We start from the raw sequence: 16,055 nt of genomic DNA on the forward strand, positions 1-16,055 counted from the left end.
AAAATCCAGTAGCCAGCAGTAAGATCAACAATTGAATGAGAATTTGGGAAAGTCCGGTGGTCGGCGAGAACCGGATGACACGAGGAGGCCACTCTGAACCCGTTTGCTCGCCGACCAACCCCACGGACCCAGGAGATGCGGCGGACCTGAGCGCTCCGTAGGGTGTTCAATACAAATTCGTATAGCCTTCAGTAGTAGGATATACGATTCGACGAAATAGTACTCTCCATCAGAGTATATTTAATCGCAGATAGCGTACATCAACATTGCAACATTTACGACTTTAGTAAAGCTTTAAGGTAAATGCGCTCCTGAAATTAGACGGGATTGTATAGCTATTCACAGTTAATGCCCTAGGAATTGGGATATCCGGTCAAGAACGGCGAAAACCCTGAGGAATATTTACAGGTTTCTCCCCGAAATCATCCTAGAGCCTGTGAATTATAACTCTGTTTCTTCCGGTATCTTTGGCTTGATAGAGCGCCTCGTCCGCATTCTTCACCAAGCTGGCAGGCGTCTCCTCACCACCAGCATACATGGCCACCCCGAACGAGGCTGTAATCTCCAGCGCAGCACCAGCGGTTTTGAAGGGCTCAAAGGCAATCTCTTCACGAATACGCTCGGCCAGAGACATCACTGCCCGCTCGCTTGTTTGTGGCATGACGATGACAAATTCCTCACCGCCCAGCCGACAAACAAGGTCGACACCACGAACATTCATCCTCAGACGCTTTGAGAACTCTACGAGTACCTCATCGCCCACATCATGACCGTAAGTGTCATTCACGCGTTTAAAGTGATCTATGTCGACGATTGCGAGAGCAAGTTTGGTATCGTCCCGCTCCGCCTCTGCCATAAGCGCTTTTAGATGATGCTCAAAGTAACGGCGATTATAAAGCCCTGTGAGCGCGTCTGTAACGGCTAGCTCCATAGTCTGCTGCATGGTAGCCAAAAGGCGATCACTGGTGCGTTTCTGCTTCACCTGAGCCCTAACACGCAGCTTAAGCTCGGATGGATCAACCGGCTCCTCAACAAAGTCGTTTACGCCAAGATCCAAAGCCTTCAGAAGGCGCTTACGCTCGTTTTCCGGCGAGAGCAGCACGATCGGCAATGACCGCGTATACTCCATGGAGCGTATCTGAGAGCAGAGGCGCAAGGGATCATAGGCCTCCAAGCCTCCGCTAATCAAAATGACTTCTGGAGGTGTCAGCGTCGCGCTGTTAACCGCCTGCTGGGCATCCGTTTCAAGTGTAACGACACATTCACCAGATAGCATTTCCTTGATCTGCTGCGCATGCTCTTCATTGTCATCGACAAGCAATACCTGCGCATTTTCAAAGGATGGGCCACGAGCCCCCTCCTCCTGATCCATCATAGAAAGATCTTTGGAGGTCCGCATTCTCATACGCAGTTCATCAACGCCGCGCTTTAGGCGAGCCAAATTACGAACCCGCGTGATGAGCTCCACATTGACTACTGGTTTGGAAATGAAGTCGTCGGCCCCTGCCTGCAGACCACGAATACGATCAGCCTGTGCCCTAAGGGCCGTAATGAGAATGACCGGAATATGCGTGAGGTTTGGATCAACTTTGACGCGTTGACACACCTCAAAGCCATCCATATCAGGCATCATCACATCTAGGAGAATGGCGTCGTAAGGGTTCTGTTCGATCAAAGTCAGGGCACTTGCCCCATCTGCAGCGGTATCGACTTCAAAATATTCCGCTGAAAGCTGTGCTGCGAGAGACGCGGCGATTGCCTCAACATCGTCCACGACCAAGATGCGACCCGTCATGCCTTCTCCCATATGTGCACAGTCGTCAGGCAGGCCCTCCAAGGAAGGAGCCGACCGTATCCAGGAACTTGCCCACGGAGATTGGCTTGGAAATATAGGCCTCACAGCCGCCCTGCCGGATTCTCTCCTCATCCCCTTTCATAGCAAACGCGGTAACCGCGATCACAGGGATGCTCTTCAGGGTGTCGTCCTCTTTGATCCACTTAGTCACTTCTAGACCGGAGACCTCAGGAAGCTGAATATCCATGAGAATAAGGTCAGGCTTATTGGAACGCGCAAGTTCCAGCGCCTCCATGCCGTTACGTGACTTTAGGGTAGCATAGCCATGCGCCTCTAACAGATCATTAAAGAGCTTCATGTTGAGTTCGTTGTCCTCAACGATGAGCACTGTCTTTTGCATTACCCAACACGTCCCAACGTAATCACAGTGGCATTTTCTCTGGCCATGTGGGGAAGATTTCCCGAAACTGTAGCCATCACGCTAACCAAACACTAGTTTGCAAAGAAAGAATTAATCAAGATTCGTTTCAGAAAGGCAAACACCCCATGATTGCGAAGAATCCGGCCACACTGACAAAAGAAGCCGCTGAAGAAATTGCCATCAAAGCACTGAGCTACCTAGCGGGAGAACCGGAGCAGCTCGGCCGCTTTTTGTCGCTTGCCGGCATAGGGCCACAAGATATCCGTAGCGCTGCCCAGCAACCGGAATTTCTGGCAGGATTGCTATCATTTTATATGAGTGACGAACAATTATTGCTTGCCTTCACCGAGACCGCAGGCGTCCGGCCAACCATGATTGCAGCCGCCCGCTTTGCTCTGGATGACCAAGGAGAGATTTTTGAATAATATCCATCTGCCATCAGCCCACGTTCAAGCCCAAATTTCTTCTGTTGAGAACCAGCAAAGACCGCTGCTGATCGTGGATGTGGACGAGGTTTTATTCCAGTTCATTCCCCATTTGGAGCGCTACGCAGCGCAAAAGGGAATCGCTTTTAAAGACCATAGTTATAGTTTGAGAGGAAACCTGCACCGGACAGACACCGGTGCACCGCTCAAACAAGAGGAAGCGTGGCGTCTTCTAAACACCTTCTTCGACGAGCAGTCGCACCAGCAGGCGGCCGTTGAGCATGCCCCTCAGCAATTGGAGCGCCTTTCCGATCACTTCCAGATCGTGATCCTCACCAACCTGCCCGGCCCCCACAACGCCCCCGTTCGTAAAGCGCGCCTTGAGCACTTCGGCATGCCTTACCCGATGATTGTGAACGAGGGACCAAAGGGCGGCGCAGTTGCCGCGCTATCAGCAGGTAGAGGCAAAGATCCGGTAGTCTTTGTCGATGACAGCCATTCCAACCTGATCTCGGCAAGCAAAGCGGCCCCTCATGTTAAGCTGGTGCAGTTCATCGCCGACAAGCGCTTTCATGAGGCTGCTCCCCTCGTTGAAGCCGCCGCGCTCAAAAGCAATTGCTGGCTAGAAACAGGCGACTTCATATTGTCCTTGCTGGATGAATAGCCATCAGCTAAAGCGCCAATGAAACAGCAAATACCCTTCAAGGAGTAAAACGGGTGAACCAACCGCAGCAGGCCATATGCAGAGATTGCGCAACACTCGTGCCGACAACGCGCACGCGCTGCACTTCCTGCGGGAGCCCGCGGCTACTCTCTCACCCAGAGCTATTTCAGCTGCATCTGGCGCACATTGACTGTGATGCCTTTTATGCCTCTGTCGAAAAGCGCGATAACCCAGAGCTTGAAGACAAACCGGTTATCGTTGGCGGTGGCCAGCGCGGCGTTGTTGCCACCTGCTGCTATATCGCCCGCATGTATGGCGTGCGATCCGCCATGCCAATGTTCAAAGCGCTGGAAGCCTGCCCAGATGCGGTGGTTATTAAACCGCGCATGGACCATTACGTTTCCGTAGGCAGACAAATCCGCGCCCAAATGCAGGCGCTCACACCGTTGGTGGAGCCGCTTTCTATCGATGAAGCGTTTCTCGATCTAAGCGGTACGGAAAAGCTGCACGGTGCACCGCCTGCCATAACTCTCGTGCGCTTTGCAAAGAAGGTACAAAAGGAGATTGGTATCTCCGTCTCTATCGGCCTCGCCGCTAACAAATTTCTGGCAAAAGTCGCATCTGATCTTGATAAGCCACGCGGATTTTCCGTGATCGGCGCGGGCGAAGCACTTGAGTTTTTGCAGGACAAGCCAACCAGCATCATTTGGGGTGTCGGCAAGGTACTACAAACAAAGCTCAAGCAGGATGGCATCCGAACCGTTGGCCAGCTGCAAACAAAAGACCCGACAGACCTTGCCAAGCGGTATGGGGTCATGGGCCTTCGCATCGCCAAGCTTTGCAAGGGCGAAGACGACCGAACCGTCTCCGCTGACAGCGAAACCAAAAGCATAAGCAACGAAACCACGTTCAACCACGATATCAGCAGCTATGAAGAGCTGCGTTCTATCCTGTGGCACCTGTGCGAGAAGGTTTCCCATCGCTCTAAAGAGGCAGGCTTTGCAGGCCGAACTGTTACGCTGAAGCTGAAAAACGAGAACTTCAAATCCGTCACCCGCAGCAAACAAGCTGAAGACCCGACGCAGCTTGCTGATCGCATCTTCCGCATCAGCGACCGCCTACTTAAGGCCGAGGTTGATGGCAAACAGCGCTTCCGTTTGATCGGCGTTGGCATCAGTAGCCTTTGCAGCGCTGAACTGGCGGACCCTGATGACCTTGTCGATATCGATGCAGGTAAACGCGCCAAGGCCGAAAGGGCTATGGATGCTCTACGCGGGAAATTCGGATCAGAGATGGTGTCACTGGGGCGCGGCCTCTCATCCCCAAAACCAAAGCGTTAGCCTTGGCTCGCGCTGCACTCATCCGTAGTTAAATCCTCAAATCGAACGAGATGGCCATTCATTTTAAAAGTGCCATAGTCGAGGACCAGACTGCGGGATACGCCATTCTCGTGCAGTAGGAAGTTTAGCTGGTAGTCAGGTAACAGCTCGCCTTGCGGACCGTCTTTTGTTGGGTCGAAGTAGGCAATCGTTACCGGCCAGAACGTGTCTTCGCCGATTTTTCCTACCGCGCTTTTATCGTCCCCTTCTACGGCCCCACCAAGTCCGCGCTGCAGACCAATGGTCGATGCGGTATCGAAAACCTTTTCACCGGTTTCACTACCATCATAAACGCGAGCTGCAATAAAGCGCTCGCCGCTCATAGCAGCATCAATCAGGCTGGAGAGATGCTGGGTTGGAAAGAGAATATCGCCGCTAAGGCTTACCGACTTCTGGGCTGGCTCTACAAGCTCAACATCAACAGCCTGCGAACCAAGCTGGGCTGAACCTTCAACTTGCTCTGCCAGAAAGTCATTCACAAAGGTTTTTGTCGTGAAACGGAAACTCTTACCCTTGGCGCCTTCAAAAGAAGTGCTTTGCAAGTCCGTCACTTGTTTTTCGCCGGACACACCCTGAATAAGCAAAATAAACCGCACAGCCACGTTATGCCCTTCGCAGGCGTTACCCGTAAGCTCGTAAACCATCCGGCCTTTGATATCGCTAATATTGGACCCATCTGCTGCTTCCAAAAGCTTGATGTCGTAGACAGCTCTATGGGCATCCAATACTGCAGCATCTGCATATTGCGATGGGCCAAGCGCTACCGCACCGAGAAACGGCACTGCAAACGCACCAACACGAAAAGCACTTGAGGACTGTAGGTTCTTGAGTATGGGCATGGCGCCTCCAGCTTCATTGGCGAAAGTGACCGGCCCCAGATCGCTTATCCTTAAACCCGAGTTAAAAGAGTGCACAAAAACGGCACAGTTTGCCAACCATCTAATTTCCGTTAGGTAAGCCAAAAGCGCCTAGCCGTGGACTGTCGCGGCTTATGCTCTTGCTATTCCTATGATTCTTCTGCAATTCTCCCGCCACTACAATATTGAGGAAAATCCGTAGGTCCCAACCAACAAAGGTCTTAGGATGACAAACACGATCGAAAAAAACCTCGAAGAATTGGGCGTGGTTCTGCCACAGGCCGCCGCCCCTGCCGCCAATTACCTGCCATTCGTTAAAACCGGCAATCAGCTTTTCGTTTCCGGCCAGCTTCCAATGAAAGACGGCGCTCTTGCCATGACCGGCAAAGTTGGCCGCGATCTTTCAGTTGAAGATGGCGCGCAGGCTGCGCGCCTTTGCGCAATCAACCTGCTTGCGCAGGCAAAAGCTGCAACAGGCGATCTTTCTAAAGTTGTACGCCTGATCAAGATTGTCGGTTTTGTGAATTCCGATGGCGATTTCGAAAACCAGCCGCAGGTCATCAACGGCGCCTCTGACTTCCTCGTAGAAGTTATGGGTGATGCGGGCCGCCATGCCCGCTCCGCTGTTTCTGCTGGCGCACTTCCTTTCAACGCTGCAGTCGAAATCGAAGCGATCTTCGAGATCGAATAGTAGCCCTGCCGGAGCAGCAAGCCTTGCTCCGGTAGCTCACGATTTAGTTTGAGGTTTCCCCGATAATGAACGATCTTTCTTGGCTCTTTGCCCGTCCGATCGCACACCGAGGCTATCACTCCAAAGAAGACGGCATCATCGAGAACACGCCCAGTGCGGTTCAAGCTGCCGTCGACAAAAACTTCGGCATCGAGGTTGACCTCCAACAAACGCTCGACGACGAAGCGCTGGTTTTTCATGACGACACCTTAGAGCGTCTGACAGAAAACGAAGGCACAGTCTCCCAGCTTTCGTTGTCTGAACTGCGCGGCTGTAAAATGCGCGGCACCAATGACCCGATCTGGCGACTGGAAGAGCTGCTTGAACTGGTGGACGGTAAAGTGCCTCTGACCATCGAGCTAAAGTCACTTTACAAAGAAGAAGGCCAAAACGGCTTTCTGGACCATATCGGCAAGGCTCTTAGCCAGTACAAAGGATCAGCCGCAATCAAGTCCTTTGACCCGCGTATGCTGAAGTATATGCGTGCCCGCTATCCAGAGATCGTACGTGGCGCGGTATCCATGACGCATCCCGGTCCATCGGAAGCTGAGCACTTTAACTGGATCGAGCTACGCCTCATTTCGCGAATGCTGCATATGGTTGGCACTGAGCCGCATTTCATTTCATACTTCGTAAATGACCTGCCTGTTCCGCTATTGCCGATGATGCACAAGTGGCGCACCCTGCCCGTTATGACATGGACAGTTCGCACGGCAGAACAACGCCAGAAGGCAGCTACCTACGCGAACCAAATGGTTTTCGAGGGCTTTGATCCGGATAACATCTGATCCATCGCCCTTCACCTTCGTAGATGCTAAATGGCAAGAGGCGGCCAGCTCACGCCGCCTCGTCACAAAGGGAATGAACGAGCAATGCATGAGCGCGATATCACATTAAGAGTATTACGCTCCATTGACGAGATATCCGCGCAGGCTTGGGATTCCCTTGCAAGCAACTGGCTACCCGCCTCTCTTAGCGGCAGTTCTTCAAGTAGCACTTTAACCAGTAGCGCAGCTTCTACCCCTCAGGAAACGGCTGAATCACTTTCTGAAGGTAGATACTATAACCCCTTCATATCACACAGCTTCCTTCTAGCACTCGAAAGCTCGGGCTGCGTTGGTGAGCGCGCCGGTTGGCTACCAACCCACCTCGCCCTCCAAAGCGGAGAAGAGCTTTTAGCGGTAGCGCCCGCTTACATCAAACTGCACTCTCAAGGGGAATACGTCTTCGACCATGCTTGGGCAGATGCACTCCACCGCGCTGGTGGCTCATATTACCCCAAGCTTCAATGCTCGGTGCCTTTCTCTCCCGTCCCTGGCCCTCGCATCCTGTCGTCCCCAGCCATCGACCGCGATGTTGCTGAGCGCATACTGGGTGAAGGGCTGATCCAGCTCTGTAAACAGATCGAATGCTCCTCCGTGCACCTGACATTCCTTCCAAGAGAGCAATGGGAGACGCTGGCACAGGTTGGCTATCTGCAACGGGTGGACCAACAGTTCCACTGGCACAATGCGGAATACGCAGACTTTGATGCATTCCTTGACAGCCTCTCCTCCCGCAAGCGTAAGGCGATAAAGAAAGAACGCGCAAAAGCACTTGAGGCAGGCATCGAGATTGAATGGGTAACAGGCAGCGAACTTAAAGAGCATCATTGGGATGCCTTTTATAGCTTCTATATCGACACCAGCTCTCGCAAATGGGGCAGTCCTTACCTAAACAGGCAGTTTTTCTCTTCTATTGGCGAGAGCATGGCAGACGATATTCTGCTCGTATTTGCCAAGAGAGATGGCCGATACATCGCTGGTGCATTGAACATGATCGGCTCCCATGCTCTCTATGGCAGAAACTGGGGCTGCATTGAACACCACCCCTTTTTGCACTTCGAGCTTTGCTATTATCAGGCAATCGATTTCGCAATTCAGCGAAAGCTGCCCCGCGTTGAAGCAGGCGCGCAGGGTGCCCACAAACTGGCCCGTGGATATGTGCCCACCCCAACCTATTCAGCCCACTGGATAGCCCATGGTGGATTAAGTGCAGCGGTTGAAGACTATTTGCTAAGAGAGCGGGATGCGGTGGAACTGGACCATGAGCTGCTGAAAGCGCACGCCCCTTTCAAGAAAACCTAAGCTAGAATTCACTTTAGTATTTCCACGTATGTGATTCTAATGACTCACGGATCAAGCCAAACTTGAATCAGTTTCTTAAGTTGCCGCGCTATGCATTTCAGCGCACTGTGGGCACACAAAAATGTTGAGTGAGGAACAACTGTGTCTCCTCATCGACACAATCAGCGCTATATCCTTTTTGTTATTCTGATTCTCCTCGTCTCGTCGAGGCACTATTTGCAAACCAAAGGAGCAGCCGGTGAGCACACCAGCATATGAAAACGACAACGTATTCGCCAAGATTCTGCGCGGCGAACTGCCTTGTGAGAAGGTTTATGAAGACGACAAGACATTCGTCATCATGGATATCATGCCGCGTGGTGACGGCCATGTTCTGGTTTTGCCAAAGGCCCCTTCACGCAACATTCTGGACATCGCAGAAGAAGACCTGTTCGCTGTAATGGCAACCGCCAAGAAAATGGCTCAGGCTGTTGTAAAGGCGTTTAACGCTGACGGTACAACAATCCAGCAGTTCTCCGAACCAGCTGGCGGTCAGGTGGTGTTCCACACCCACGTTCACGTCATCCCGCGCTTTAATGATGTGCCGCTGCGTCCGCATACCGGCGAAATGGCAGATGGCGAACTCTTGAAAGCTGCAGCGGAAAAAATCCGCGCTGTGCTTTAACGAAAAAATGCCTGCGCGGTCTGCGCAGGCACTCTCTACTCTCAATAGCGAGAGAATTCAGAGCAAGATAAACCAGCCTGAAATAAGCACGACCTCTGCGCTGACGATGCCAACCATCAAATGCTCCCGCGCGACTTTATAGCTAAAGGCGCCCCAAGCAGCCGCCAGAATACGCAGCCACATCGGTGTCTCGGCAAGTTCGCCACTGGGAAACAGGATCAACCGTGCGATAATTCCGGCGATCAGTGCGGTCGCAACCGCCCTCACCCATATGAAGATCTGGCTGGTCTCGGACATCTTGCCGGAGGCGAAGACACCAATCCAGCGCCACATATCGGTGGCAATCCATCCGGCGACCGCGATCATCACATAGGGCCACCACCAGTTTTGTGTCGTTGCAAGCATGACTACAAACGCCCCCTGCTTCTTATCTGATAGAAGATAAAGGCCAACGTCCCGCCAACCAATCCGGTCAGTAGCAGCCCAAGCTCTGGATCATAAAGGTGGAAGATTGGACCAAGGATCAGACCTAGCCCTAGCGCAAGTTTGTCAGAAGCCAATCGGGATGCGCCCCACATGGAAAGCATGAAGTAGATCGGCGTCAGGAAGACAAGAGCTGCGCCAATGAATGCGGGAAGCTTGGGAAACGAGATAAAGGCCGCTACGCTCACACAAATGACCAAGGTGCAGACGGTAATCGAAAAGCCGGTCAAAAACGGAAGCCGCGCATAACGAGGCAGCTCCGGCAACTTGCGCATAGCAAAAACCCAAGCCGTTACAGCAACGAAATGTGAAACCAACAGTAGCCGCCAGTTCGCTGTCTTCTTGCCCTCTCGCAAGATTGGAATGAGCGCCATCGTCATCGGCATAAGGCGCACAGAAGAAAGCGTAACGGCGATAAAGGTCGGAAGCAGTGCAAGGTCCGATACCATCGCACCGGTGAGAACTACGATGCTTGGCAGCGCCCATAAAAACGCGCTCATCAGCACCACTTGGTCCAATGTCAGCCCTGCTTCACGAGCCAGACTGGCAAAACCGATAAAGGCCATTGATAGAATAACAGTGGGGAGCGAGAAGGCATTTTTGAAGCCTTGTCCATACCAGTATCGGTTGGAAAGCCGCTGCCCTTCCGGCGCTTCTATTTCATCAGTGTTGCTTTGGTTCTGCATTTCCCCTTCTGCTATGTCTGCAAGCACCCCTGCTTGTAAACACTTGCAGCACTCCCCGTGTTCCACGAATGAATCGCTTTTGGTAAACCTCTCAGCTGCCTAACAACACTGCGGCAATCCGTCTTCAGGGTTTTAACGTAGTTGTGTTTTTTCCGCAGAGCAATTCTTGAGCGATCCACATGCACCTGCACAAAAAAAGCCGAAGCGAATGAACGCTCCGACTCTCTTGTTTTTCTAAAGGCTTTAGTTACTCGGAAGCTGGAACCTTTGGAACCAAACTACCGCGCTTTGGTGAGGACTTCTCAACCGCGCCCTTTGTTCCTTCGTCCTTCTTCTTCGCCTTGGCTTTCTTCTTAGGCTGAGGCAAAGCCTGCTGGATCGGGCGATCTTCAACAGTTTCCAAAAGCAACCCTTGAAGGTCTTCGGAGACGCTCACCTTAACTGTGCCGCCCCGCTTGAGCTTGCCAAACAGGATATCATCGGCCAGAGGCTTCTTGATATGCTCCTGAATAACGCGGCCCAGAGGACGGGCACCCATGCGCCTGTCATAGCCCTTTTCAGCCAGCCAGTTGACGGCTTCAGGTGTCAGATCAAAGGTCACATTGCGCTCTGCAAGCTGAGCTTCAAGCTGCATAACGAACTTCTCGACCACCTTGAAGATAACTTCGGTATCGAGGTTTCCGAATGGAATGATCGCATCAAGACGGTTCCGGAATTCCGGAGTAAACATCTTGTTGATCGCTTCCATATCATCGCCCTCACGGGTGATCTGCGAGAAGCCGATTGGAGCCTTGGCAAGATCAGCAGCACCAGCATTGGTGGTCATGATCAAGATGACATTGCGGAAGTCCACCTGCTTGCCGTTGTGATCGGTGAGCTTGCCGTGATCCATAACCTGCAACAGGATGTTGTAGAGGTCAGGATGAGCCTTCTCGATCTCGTCCAGCAACAGCACACAGTGCGGATGCTGATCTACAGCATCGGTGAGCAAGCCGCCCTGATCAAAGCCGACGTAACCGGGAGGTGCACCGATCAAACGCGATACAGTGTGACGCTCCATGTACTCGGACATGTCAAAGCGAACCAGTTCAACACCAAGCGTAGAAGCAAGCTGACGGGCAACCTCGGTCTTACCAACACCGGTTGGACCGGAGAACAGGTAGGAACCGATTGGCTTGTCCGGTTCACGCAAACCAGCGCGAGCCAGCTTGATGGAGGAGGATAGCGCTTCAATCGCCATATCCTGCCCGTAGACAACCCGTTTCAGGCTGGCTGTCAGGTTAGCAAGCACTTCCGCATCATCCTTGGAAACAGACTTTGGCGGAATACGTGCCATCGTGGCGATGGTTGCTTCAATTTCCTTCACACCAATCGTCTTACGGCGCCTGTTTTCAGGCACCAGCATCTGCGAAGCACCAGATTCGTCGATCACATCGATTGCTTTATCAGGCAGCTTGCGGTCAGACAGATACCGGACAGACAACTCAACAGCCGTCTTAATGGCATCATTGGTGTATTTGATCTTATGGAAGTCCTCGAAGTACGGCTTCAAGCCCTTCAGGATTTCAATGGCATCTGGAATAGTCGGCTCGTTCACATCCACTTTCTGGAAGCGACGCACCAGAGCACGGTCCTTTTCAAAGAACTGGCGATACTCTTTATAGGTCGTGGAGCCGATACAACGGATCGTACCAGACGCCAAAGCAGGCTTGAGCAGGTTCGAAGCATCCATTGCCCCGCCGGAGGTCGCACCAGCGCCAATAACGGTATGGATCTCATCGATGAACATAACCGCGCCCGGATAGTCCTCGATTTCCTTGACCACCTGCTTCAGACGCTCTTCAAAGTCACCGCGATAACGGGTACCGGCAAGCAGCGCGCCCATATCCAGAGAGAAGATCGTCGCGTTTTTGAGAACCTCAGGCACATCGCCAACCACGATACGGCGAGCAAGACCTTCGGCAATAGCTGTTTTACCAACGCCCGGATCACCTACATAAAGAGGGTTATTCTTGGAGCGGCGGCAAAGAATCTGGATCGTACGGGAAATTTCCTTCTCACGACCAATCAGCGGGTCGATCTTGCCGGAAAATGCCTTTTCATTCAGGTTGATGCAGTAGGCTTCAAGCGCATCGGTCTTACGCTTGGTATCCCCTTGCGTGGAACCTGGTGCTGCGCTGCCATCCATGGTGCGATCTTCATCCTCATCCACGCCGCGAACCGGCTTGGCTTCGGAAGCACCTGGACGTTTGGCAATGCCATGGGAGATGTAGTTTACCGCGTCATAGCGGGTCATATCCTGTTCTTGCAGGAAGTATGCAGCATGGCTTTCGCGCTCGGCGAAAATCGCCACAAGCACGTTGGCACCGGTTACTTCTTCCCTGCCAGAAGATTGAACATGAATAACGGCGCGCTGGATCACACGCTGGAAACCGGCGGTCGGCTTACTATCGTCGTCACCGTCCATAACCAGGTTTTCGAGTTCAGTATCAATGTATTCGACAATATTTTTGCGCAGCTGATCCAGATCCACGTTGCAGGCACGCATGACTGCGGCTGCATCCTGGTCATCAATCAATGCCAGCAGCAGATGTTCTAGCGTGGCATATTCTTGACTGCGCTCATTGGCAAAAGCCAGAGCTTGATGGAGAGCTTTTTCTAGACTGCGAGAAAATGACGGCACAGGCGCCCCCTCTTACTTTTTCTCCATAACACATTGCAATGGATGTTGGTGTTTTCGGGCGAAATCCATAACTTGTGTGACCTTTGTTTCGGCCACTTCATAGGTGTAAACGCCGCATTCACCGACGCCGTGATGATGGACATGGAGCATAACCCTTGTCGCGTCTTCCCTCCCTTTATGGAAAAAACGCTCTACGACATGGATGACGAACTCCATAGGCGTATAATCATCATTCAAAAGCAGAACACGGTACAGATTAGGCCGTTTTACCTTTGGCTTGGTCCGCGTAATGGTAGCCGTATCGCCATCATCACTATCATCCGATCCGATACCATTACTCATTTGTGTTGCTTGCCCCTCCATGTATAGAGGATCGGCCTTTCCAGTATTTAAACGTATACCCCCTGAATTCAAGGGGAGAAATTTTTCTCTCATTTTAAAGGATGTTTGGAATTCTGTTGGATTTTGCTGATTTTCCAAAGTCTTACCCGGCACCATTTTATAGACATCGTGATGCATGAAAGGCGTCTCGGCCGCCCCTGAAGCGCCAACCGAAGTTACCGGAACCAAACCGTTTTTTCTGTCTGCCTTAAGGATTGGCTGCTGCTTCAACACCACGTCGCCTGTCAACTCTCTGGTCTAGTAGAAATAACCGCAAGTTATGGAAGTACCTGCGTTAACCCTCTTTGCATCCCATTCTAGTTACTGATCATTGTGCACGCAAACACCAAAAAGCAAATCGACCAAAGGTCCATGAAACCCCTAATCAATACCATGTGATTAGCCTCACCCCCAGCGGCACCACTGGGTTGAGATACCTACATAATCATCACATAGGGGCCAAAACAGTCCACAACAGCAAAAACCCGGCCAAAAGGACCGGGTTTTGTATGAAGCTAAATGTAAGGAGCAGCTTGGGAGTCGCCGCCTATTCCTTATTTGCCAGCTTTTTTAATGGAGCCTTCGTAAGGCTTATAAGCATCGCGTGCCATGTCGGCATACATCTCACCGATCTTAGTGAACTCGCCAACAAAGCTCTCATAGGAAGACTTTGCGAAGTTGGTCTGCGCTTCAAAAAGCTTGTCGAGAGATTTTGCTGCTGCAAACTTTTCAAAAGCCGCACCGCTCTCCTCTACAGACTTCTTGGAGTAGTCCGCCATTTCAGCAGTGATTGCCTGCATGCCTTTGGACATTGCACCGAAGCTTTCCAGTGCTACGTCCATGTTTTCTTTGCCAAGCTTCTGCATGCTCTCAAATCCGGTAACCATGATATTCCCTCATCTTTGTGAAAGTGGGCATCCGATAAAATAGAGACGCAGTACCGCCCGCTTTGGTTGACTGCGTGGTTATCCTTATTTATATGCACCGCACAATGATTGTCAAGATTATATTGCACCGCAAAATATAAGGGTCAGGCATTCACCCAAACTTCGAGAAACTGGTGACTAATGGGAAGTTCTGATATAAATCGCAAAAATAATAGAAAATGGATCTGCGTATTTACACATTCGTAACCGCGTTTGCATCATTCTGGGTAAAGAAGCTGCAACGGGTCTTCCCATGACATTACAGGCGAGTTCGGAGAACAGTCCTCTCCCTGCCGTATGACAGTGTAAAACCAGCGCACGAAAGTGCGAGAAAAGCCAAATCAAGCCGATGACGGGGCGAGTGAGTTATGGGTCTGCGTACTTCTAGACCATTGAAGTTTCTAGGGAAAATCACAGGAACACTGGCAGCAGCACTTCTTGTTGTTACTCTGGGCGGAAATGGCCTGATTTCGGCCAATGCGAATCCGAAATATGCAGGCATCGTTATGGACGCAAAGACCGGCAAGGTTCTTTACGCAAATAACGCCCATGCACGCCGCTATCCGGCCTCCACCACCAAGATCATGACGCTTTACGTCCTGTTTGAGGAAATGGAAGCGGGCCGCACATCGCTTAACACGCGCATGAAAGTTTCTAAGTACGCGGCGAGCCGTCCCCCGACAAAGATCTGGGTTAAGCCGGGCGGCACATTGCGCGTAAAAGATGCGATCTATGCGCTAATTACCCGTTCAGCGAACGATGCTTCCACCGTCATTGCAGAACACGTGTCCGGCTCCGAGGCAGCATTTGCCCGCCGCATGACAGCAACTGCACGCCGGATTGGCATGAAGAATACAACGTTCCGCAACCCGCATGGTTTGCCGAATAGCGGTCAGGTTACAACAGCCTATGACCTTGCTCTTCTGGCCCGCTCGTTGCAGGATCGTTTCCCAAGATATTACAAGTTTTTCAATACTCGTAGCTACAAGTACGGCAAAGCCACGCTTCGCAACCATAACCGCCTTCTGGGCAAGGTTCGCGGTGTAGATGGCATCAAAACCGGTTACATCAACGCATCCGGCTTTAACCTTGTAACCAACGTAAAGCGCGATAACCGTCACGTCGTCGCTGTAGTTCTTGGTGGCCGCACCTCTGCCCGCCGTGATGCGCAGATGGTCAAGCTCATCAATCAATACATGCCAAAGGCAACCCGTGGTCGCCGCACCGCGCCTATGCTAATGGCCCGTGCCGAGCTTCAATTTCCGAAGGTCGCACCAGCAATGCCAACAGGCAAACCGGGTGCAGCACCAGCACCTACGCTGATCGCCTACGCTTCGAGCACCACGCCATCAGCAAAGCCTAACGATCCAATTGCAAAGCTTCTGGAAGGAACCCATGCAAACGTAGATGCATCGGCTGTACCAGCCCACGCTTCTATTGCGCCGGTAACCCTTCCAGCCCAGTCCGTTCAGAAACAAAACAACGACCTGACCGCGACTGTTACCGCTGCCTTGGAAAGCAGTGCCCCTGTTCAAGCTGAAGTTAAGCAGGAACAGACCAACCAGCCGGACTATTCTTCCGGTTGGCATGTGCAGATTTCTGCAACAGATTCAAAAGAAAAAGCTCTCGCGATTTTGAAGAGAGCACAAGCTGCCACTGGTTCCGCGTTGAAGGACTATGCCCTTTACACGGAAGCTGTTGAATCCAAAGACCAAACCCTTTACAGAGCGCGGTTTGCAGGATTTGAAACCAAAACTGCAGCATGGAATGCCTGTGCGTCTCTCAAGCAGGCAAAGTATTCTTGTTATGCCGTTTATCAGTAACTTGCGTATCGG

The 16,055-nt window shown here is 51.9% G+C and carries 16 protein-coding genes; 8 read left to right on the plus strand and 8 right to left on the minus strand.

The genetic code is table 11. The features are described 5' to 3' along the window. Positions 1-427: 427 nt before the first annotated feature. Both E1162_RS03900 and E1162_RS03905 read right to left on the minus strand, forming a co-directional pair. Positions 428-1,795: a PleD family two-component system response regulator gene (locus tag E1162_RS03900; RefSeq protein WP_155127092.1), complete on the minus strand. Its 1,368-nt coding sequence runs from the start codon at positions 1,793-1,795 to the stop codon at positions 428-430. Between the two features lie 25 nt (positions 1,796-1,820). After that, complete coding sequence (locus E1162_RS03905) at positions 1,821-2,195, minus strand: response regulator (RefSeq protein WP_155127094.1); 375 nt, start codon at positions 2,193-2,195, stop codon at positions 1,821-1,823. Positions 2,196-2,341: 146 nt separating this feature from the next. On the opposite strand from E1162_RS03905, the gene E1162_RS03910 reads away from it, so the two are divergent. From E1162_RS03910 to E1162_RS03920, 3 genes are read left to right on the plus strand one after another with little or no spacing between them, the layout of a single operon-like run. Continuing rightward, positions 2,342-2,641 (plus strand): DUF3572 domain-containing protein, encoded by a 300-nt coding sequence (locus E1162_RS03910; RefSeq protein WP_155127097.1) that lies wholly within the window; start codon positions 2,342-2,344, stop codon positions 2,639-2,641. After that, positions 2,634-3,305: a hypothetical protein gene (locus E1162_RS03915; RefSeq protein WP_257098646.1), complete on the plus strand. Its 672-nt coding sequence runs from the start codon at positions 2,634-2,636 to the stop codon at positions 3,303-3,305. The genes E1162_RS03910 and E1162_RS03915 overlap by 8 nt, the downstream gene beginning before the upstream one ends. Before the next feature lie 53 nt (positions 3,306-3,358). Next, positions 3,359-4,645 (plus strand): DNA polymerase IV, encoded by a 1,287-nt coding sequence (locus E1162_RS03920; RefSeq protein WP_371311804.1) that lies wholly within the window; start codon positions 3,359-3,361, stop codon positions 4,643-4,645. Here E1162_RS03920 and E1162_RS03925 read toward each other — a convergent pair. Further along, on the minus strand, positions 4,642-5,523 hold the full coding sequence (locus E1162_RS03925; RefSeq protein ID WP_155127103.1) for a cell envelope integrity EipB family protein: 882 nt from the start codon (positions 5,521-5,523) through the stop codon (positions 4,642-4,644). The genes E1162_RS03920 and E1162_RS03925 overlap by 4 nt on opposite strands. Before the next feature lie 244 nt (positions 5,524-5,767). Between E1162_RS03925 and E1162_RS03930 the strand changes: the two genes are divergently transcribed. The 4 genes from E1162_RS03930 (at position 5,768) to E1162_RS03945 (ending at position 9,061) form a co-directional block, all read left to right on the plus strand. After that, positions 5,768-6,232: a RidA family protein gene (locus tag E1162_RS03930; protein WP_155127106.1), complete on the plus strand. Its 465-nt coding sequence runs from the start codon at positions 5,768-5,770 to the stop codon at positions 6,230-6,232. Positions 6,233-6,297: 65 nt separating this feature from the next. Then, a complete protein-coding gene (locus E1162_RS03935) occupies positions 6,298-7,059 on the plus strand; it encodes a glycerophosphodiester phosphodiesterase family protein (RefSeq protein WP_155127109.1) in 762 nt (253 codons plus the stop codon). Between the two features lie 84 nt (positions 7,060-7,143). Next, positions 7,144-8,397, plus strand: a complete 1,254-nt coding sequence (locus E1162_RS03940) for a GNAT family N-acetyltransferase (RefSeq protein WP_155127113.1) — start codon at positions 7,144-7,146, stop codon at positions 8,395-8,397. 238 nt (positions 8,398-8,635) lie between these two features. Further along, entirely contained in the window at positions 8,636-9,061 is a 426-nt protein-coding gene (locus E1162_RS03945) for an HIT family protein (protein ID WP_371311805.1), read from the plus strand. Between the two features lie 57 nt (positions 9,062-9,118). Here E1162_RS03945 and E1162_RS03950 read toward each other — a convergent pair whose 3' ends face one another. The 5 genes from E1162_RS03950 to E1162_RS03970 form a co-directional block, all read right to left on the minus strand. Next, positions 9,119-9,466: an AzlD domain-containing protein gene (locus E1162_RS03950; protein ID WP_155127117.1), complete on the minus strand. Its 348-nt coding sequence runs from the start codon at positions 9,464-9,466 to the stop codon at positions 9,119-9,121. Positions 9,467-9,468: 2 nt separating this feature from the next. Further along, positions 9,469-10,230: an AzlC family ABC transporter permease gene (locus tag E1162_RS03955; RefSeq protein WP_155127120.1), complete on the minus strand. Its 762-nt coding sequence runs from the start codon at positions 10,228-10,230 to the stop codon at positions 9,469-9,471. Between the two features lie 247 nt (positions 10,231-10,477). Beyond that, a complete protein-coding gene (clpA, locus tag E1162_RS03960) occupies positions 10,478-12,913 on the minus strand; it encodes an ATP-dependent Clp protease ATP-binding subunit ClpA (RefSeq protein WP_371311806.1) in 2,436 nt (811 codons plus the stop codon). Between the two features lie 12 nt (positions 12,914-12,925). After that, positions 12,926-13,255: an ATP-dependent Clp protease adapter ClpS gene (gene clpS / locus E1162_RS03965; protein ID WP_257098651.1), complete on the minus strand. Its 330-nt coding sequence runs from the start codon at positions 13,253-13,255 to the stop codon at positions 12,926-12,928. Positions 13,256-13,848: 593 nt separating this feature from the next. Beyond that, entirely contained in the window at positions 13,849-14,181 is a 333-nt protein-coding gene (locus E1162_RS03970; protein WP_155127123.1) for a phasin family protein, read from the minus strand. A 407-nt stretch (positions 14,182-14,588) separates the two neighbouring features. On the opposite strand from E1162_RS03970, the gene E1162_RS03975 reads away from it, so the two are divergent. Then, a complete protein-coding gene (locus E1162_RS03975; RefSeq protein ID WP_155127126.1) occupies positions 14,589-16,043 on the plus strand; it encodes a serine hydrolase in 1,455 nt (484 codons plus the stop codon). The last annotated feature ends 12 nt before the right edge of the window (positions 16,044-16,055 follow it).

Source organism: Pseudovibrio flavus (genome assembly GCF_009711345.1).
Taxonomy (GTDB): domain Bacteria; phylum Pseudomonadota; class Alphaproteobacteria; order Rhizobiales; family Stappiaceae; genus Pseudovibrio; species Pseudovibrio flavus.

Excerpts from the sequence above, each read along its gene's own strand:
- E1162_RS03900 (WP_155127092.1), bottom strand. The coding sequence starts at position 1,795 with ATGACGGGTCGCATCTTGGTCGTGGACGATGTTGAGGCAATCGCCGCG.
- E1162_RS03905 (WP_155127094.1), bottom strand. The coding sequence starts at position 2,195 with ATGCAAAAGACAGTGCTCATCGTTGAGGACAACGAACTCAACATGAAG.
- E1162_RS03910 (WP_155127097.1), top strand. The coding sequence starts at position 2,342 with ATGATTGCGAAGAATCCGGCCACACTGACAAAAGAAGCCGCTGAAGAA.
- E1162_RS03925 (WP_155127103.1), bottom strand. The coding sequence starts at position 5,523 with ATGCCCATACTCAAGAACCTACAGTCCTCAAGTGCTTTTCGTGTTGGT.
- E1162_RS03930 (WP_155127106.1), top strand. The coding sequence starts at position 5,768 with ATGACAAACACGATCGAAAAAAACCTCGAAGAATTGGGCGTGGTTCTG.
- E1162_RS03935 (WP_155127109.1), top strand. The coding sequence starts at position 6,298 with ATGAACGATCTTTCTTGGCTCTTTGCCCGTCCGATCGCACACCGAGGC.
- E1162_RS03940 (WP_155127113.1), top strand. The coding sequence starts at position 7,144 with ATGCATGAGCGCGATATCACATTAAGAGTATTACGCTCCATTGACGAG.
- E1162_RS03950 (WP_155127117.1), bottom strand. The coding sequence starts at position 9,466 with ATGCTTGCAACGACACAAAACTGGTGGTGGCCCTATGTGATGATCGCG.
- E1162_RS03955 (WP_155127120.1), bottom strand. The coding sequence starts at position 10,230 with ATGCAGAACCAAAGCAACACTGATGAAATAGAAGCGCCGGAAGGGCAG.
- clpS (WP_257098651.1), bottom strand. The coding sequence starts at position 13,255 with ATGAGTAATGGTATCGGATCGGATGATAGTGATGATGGCGATACGGCT.
- E1162_RS03970 (WP_155127123.1), bottom strand. The coding sequence starts at position 14,181 with ATGGTTACCGGATTTGAGAGCATGCAGAAGCTTGGCAAAGAAAACATG.
- E1162_RS03975 (WP_155127126.1), top strand. The coding sequence starts at position 14,589 with ATGGGTCTGCGTACTTCTAGACCATTGAAGTTTCTAGGGAAAATCACA.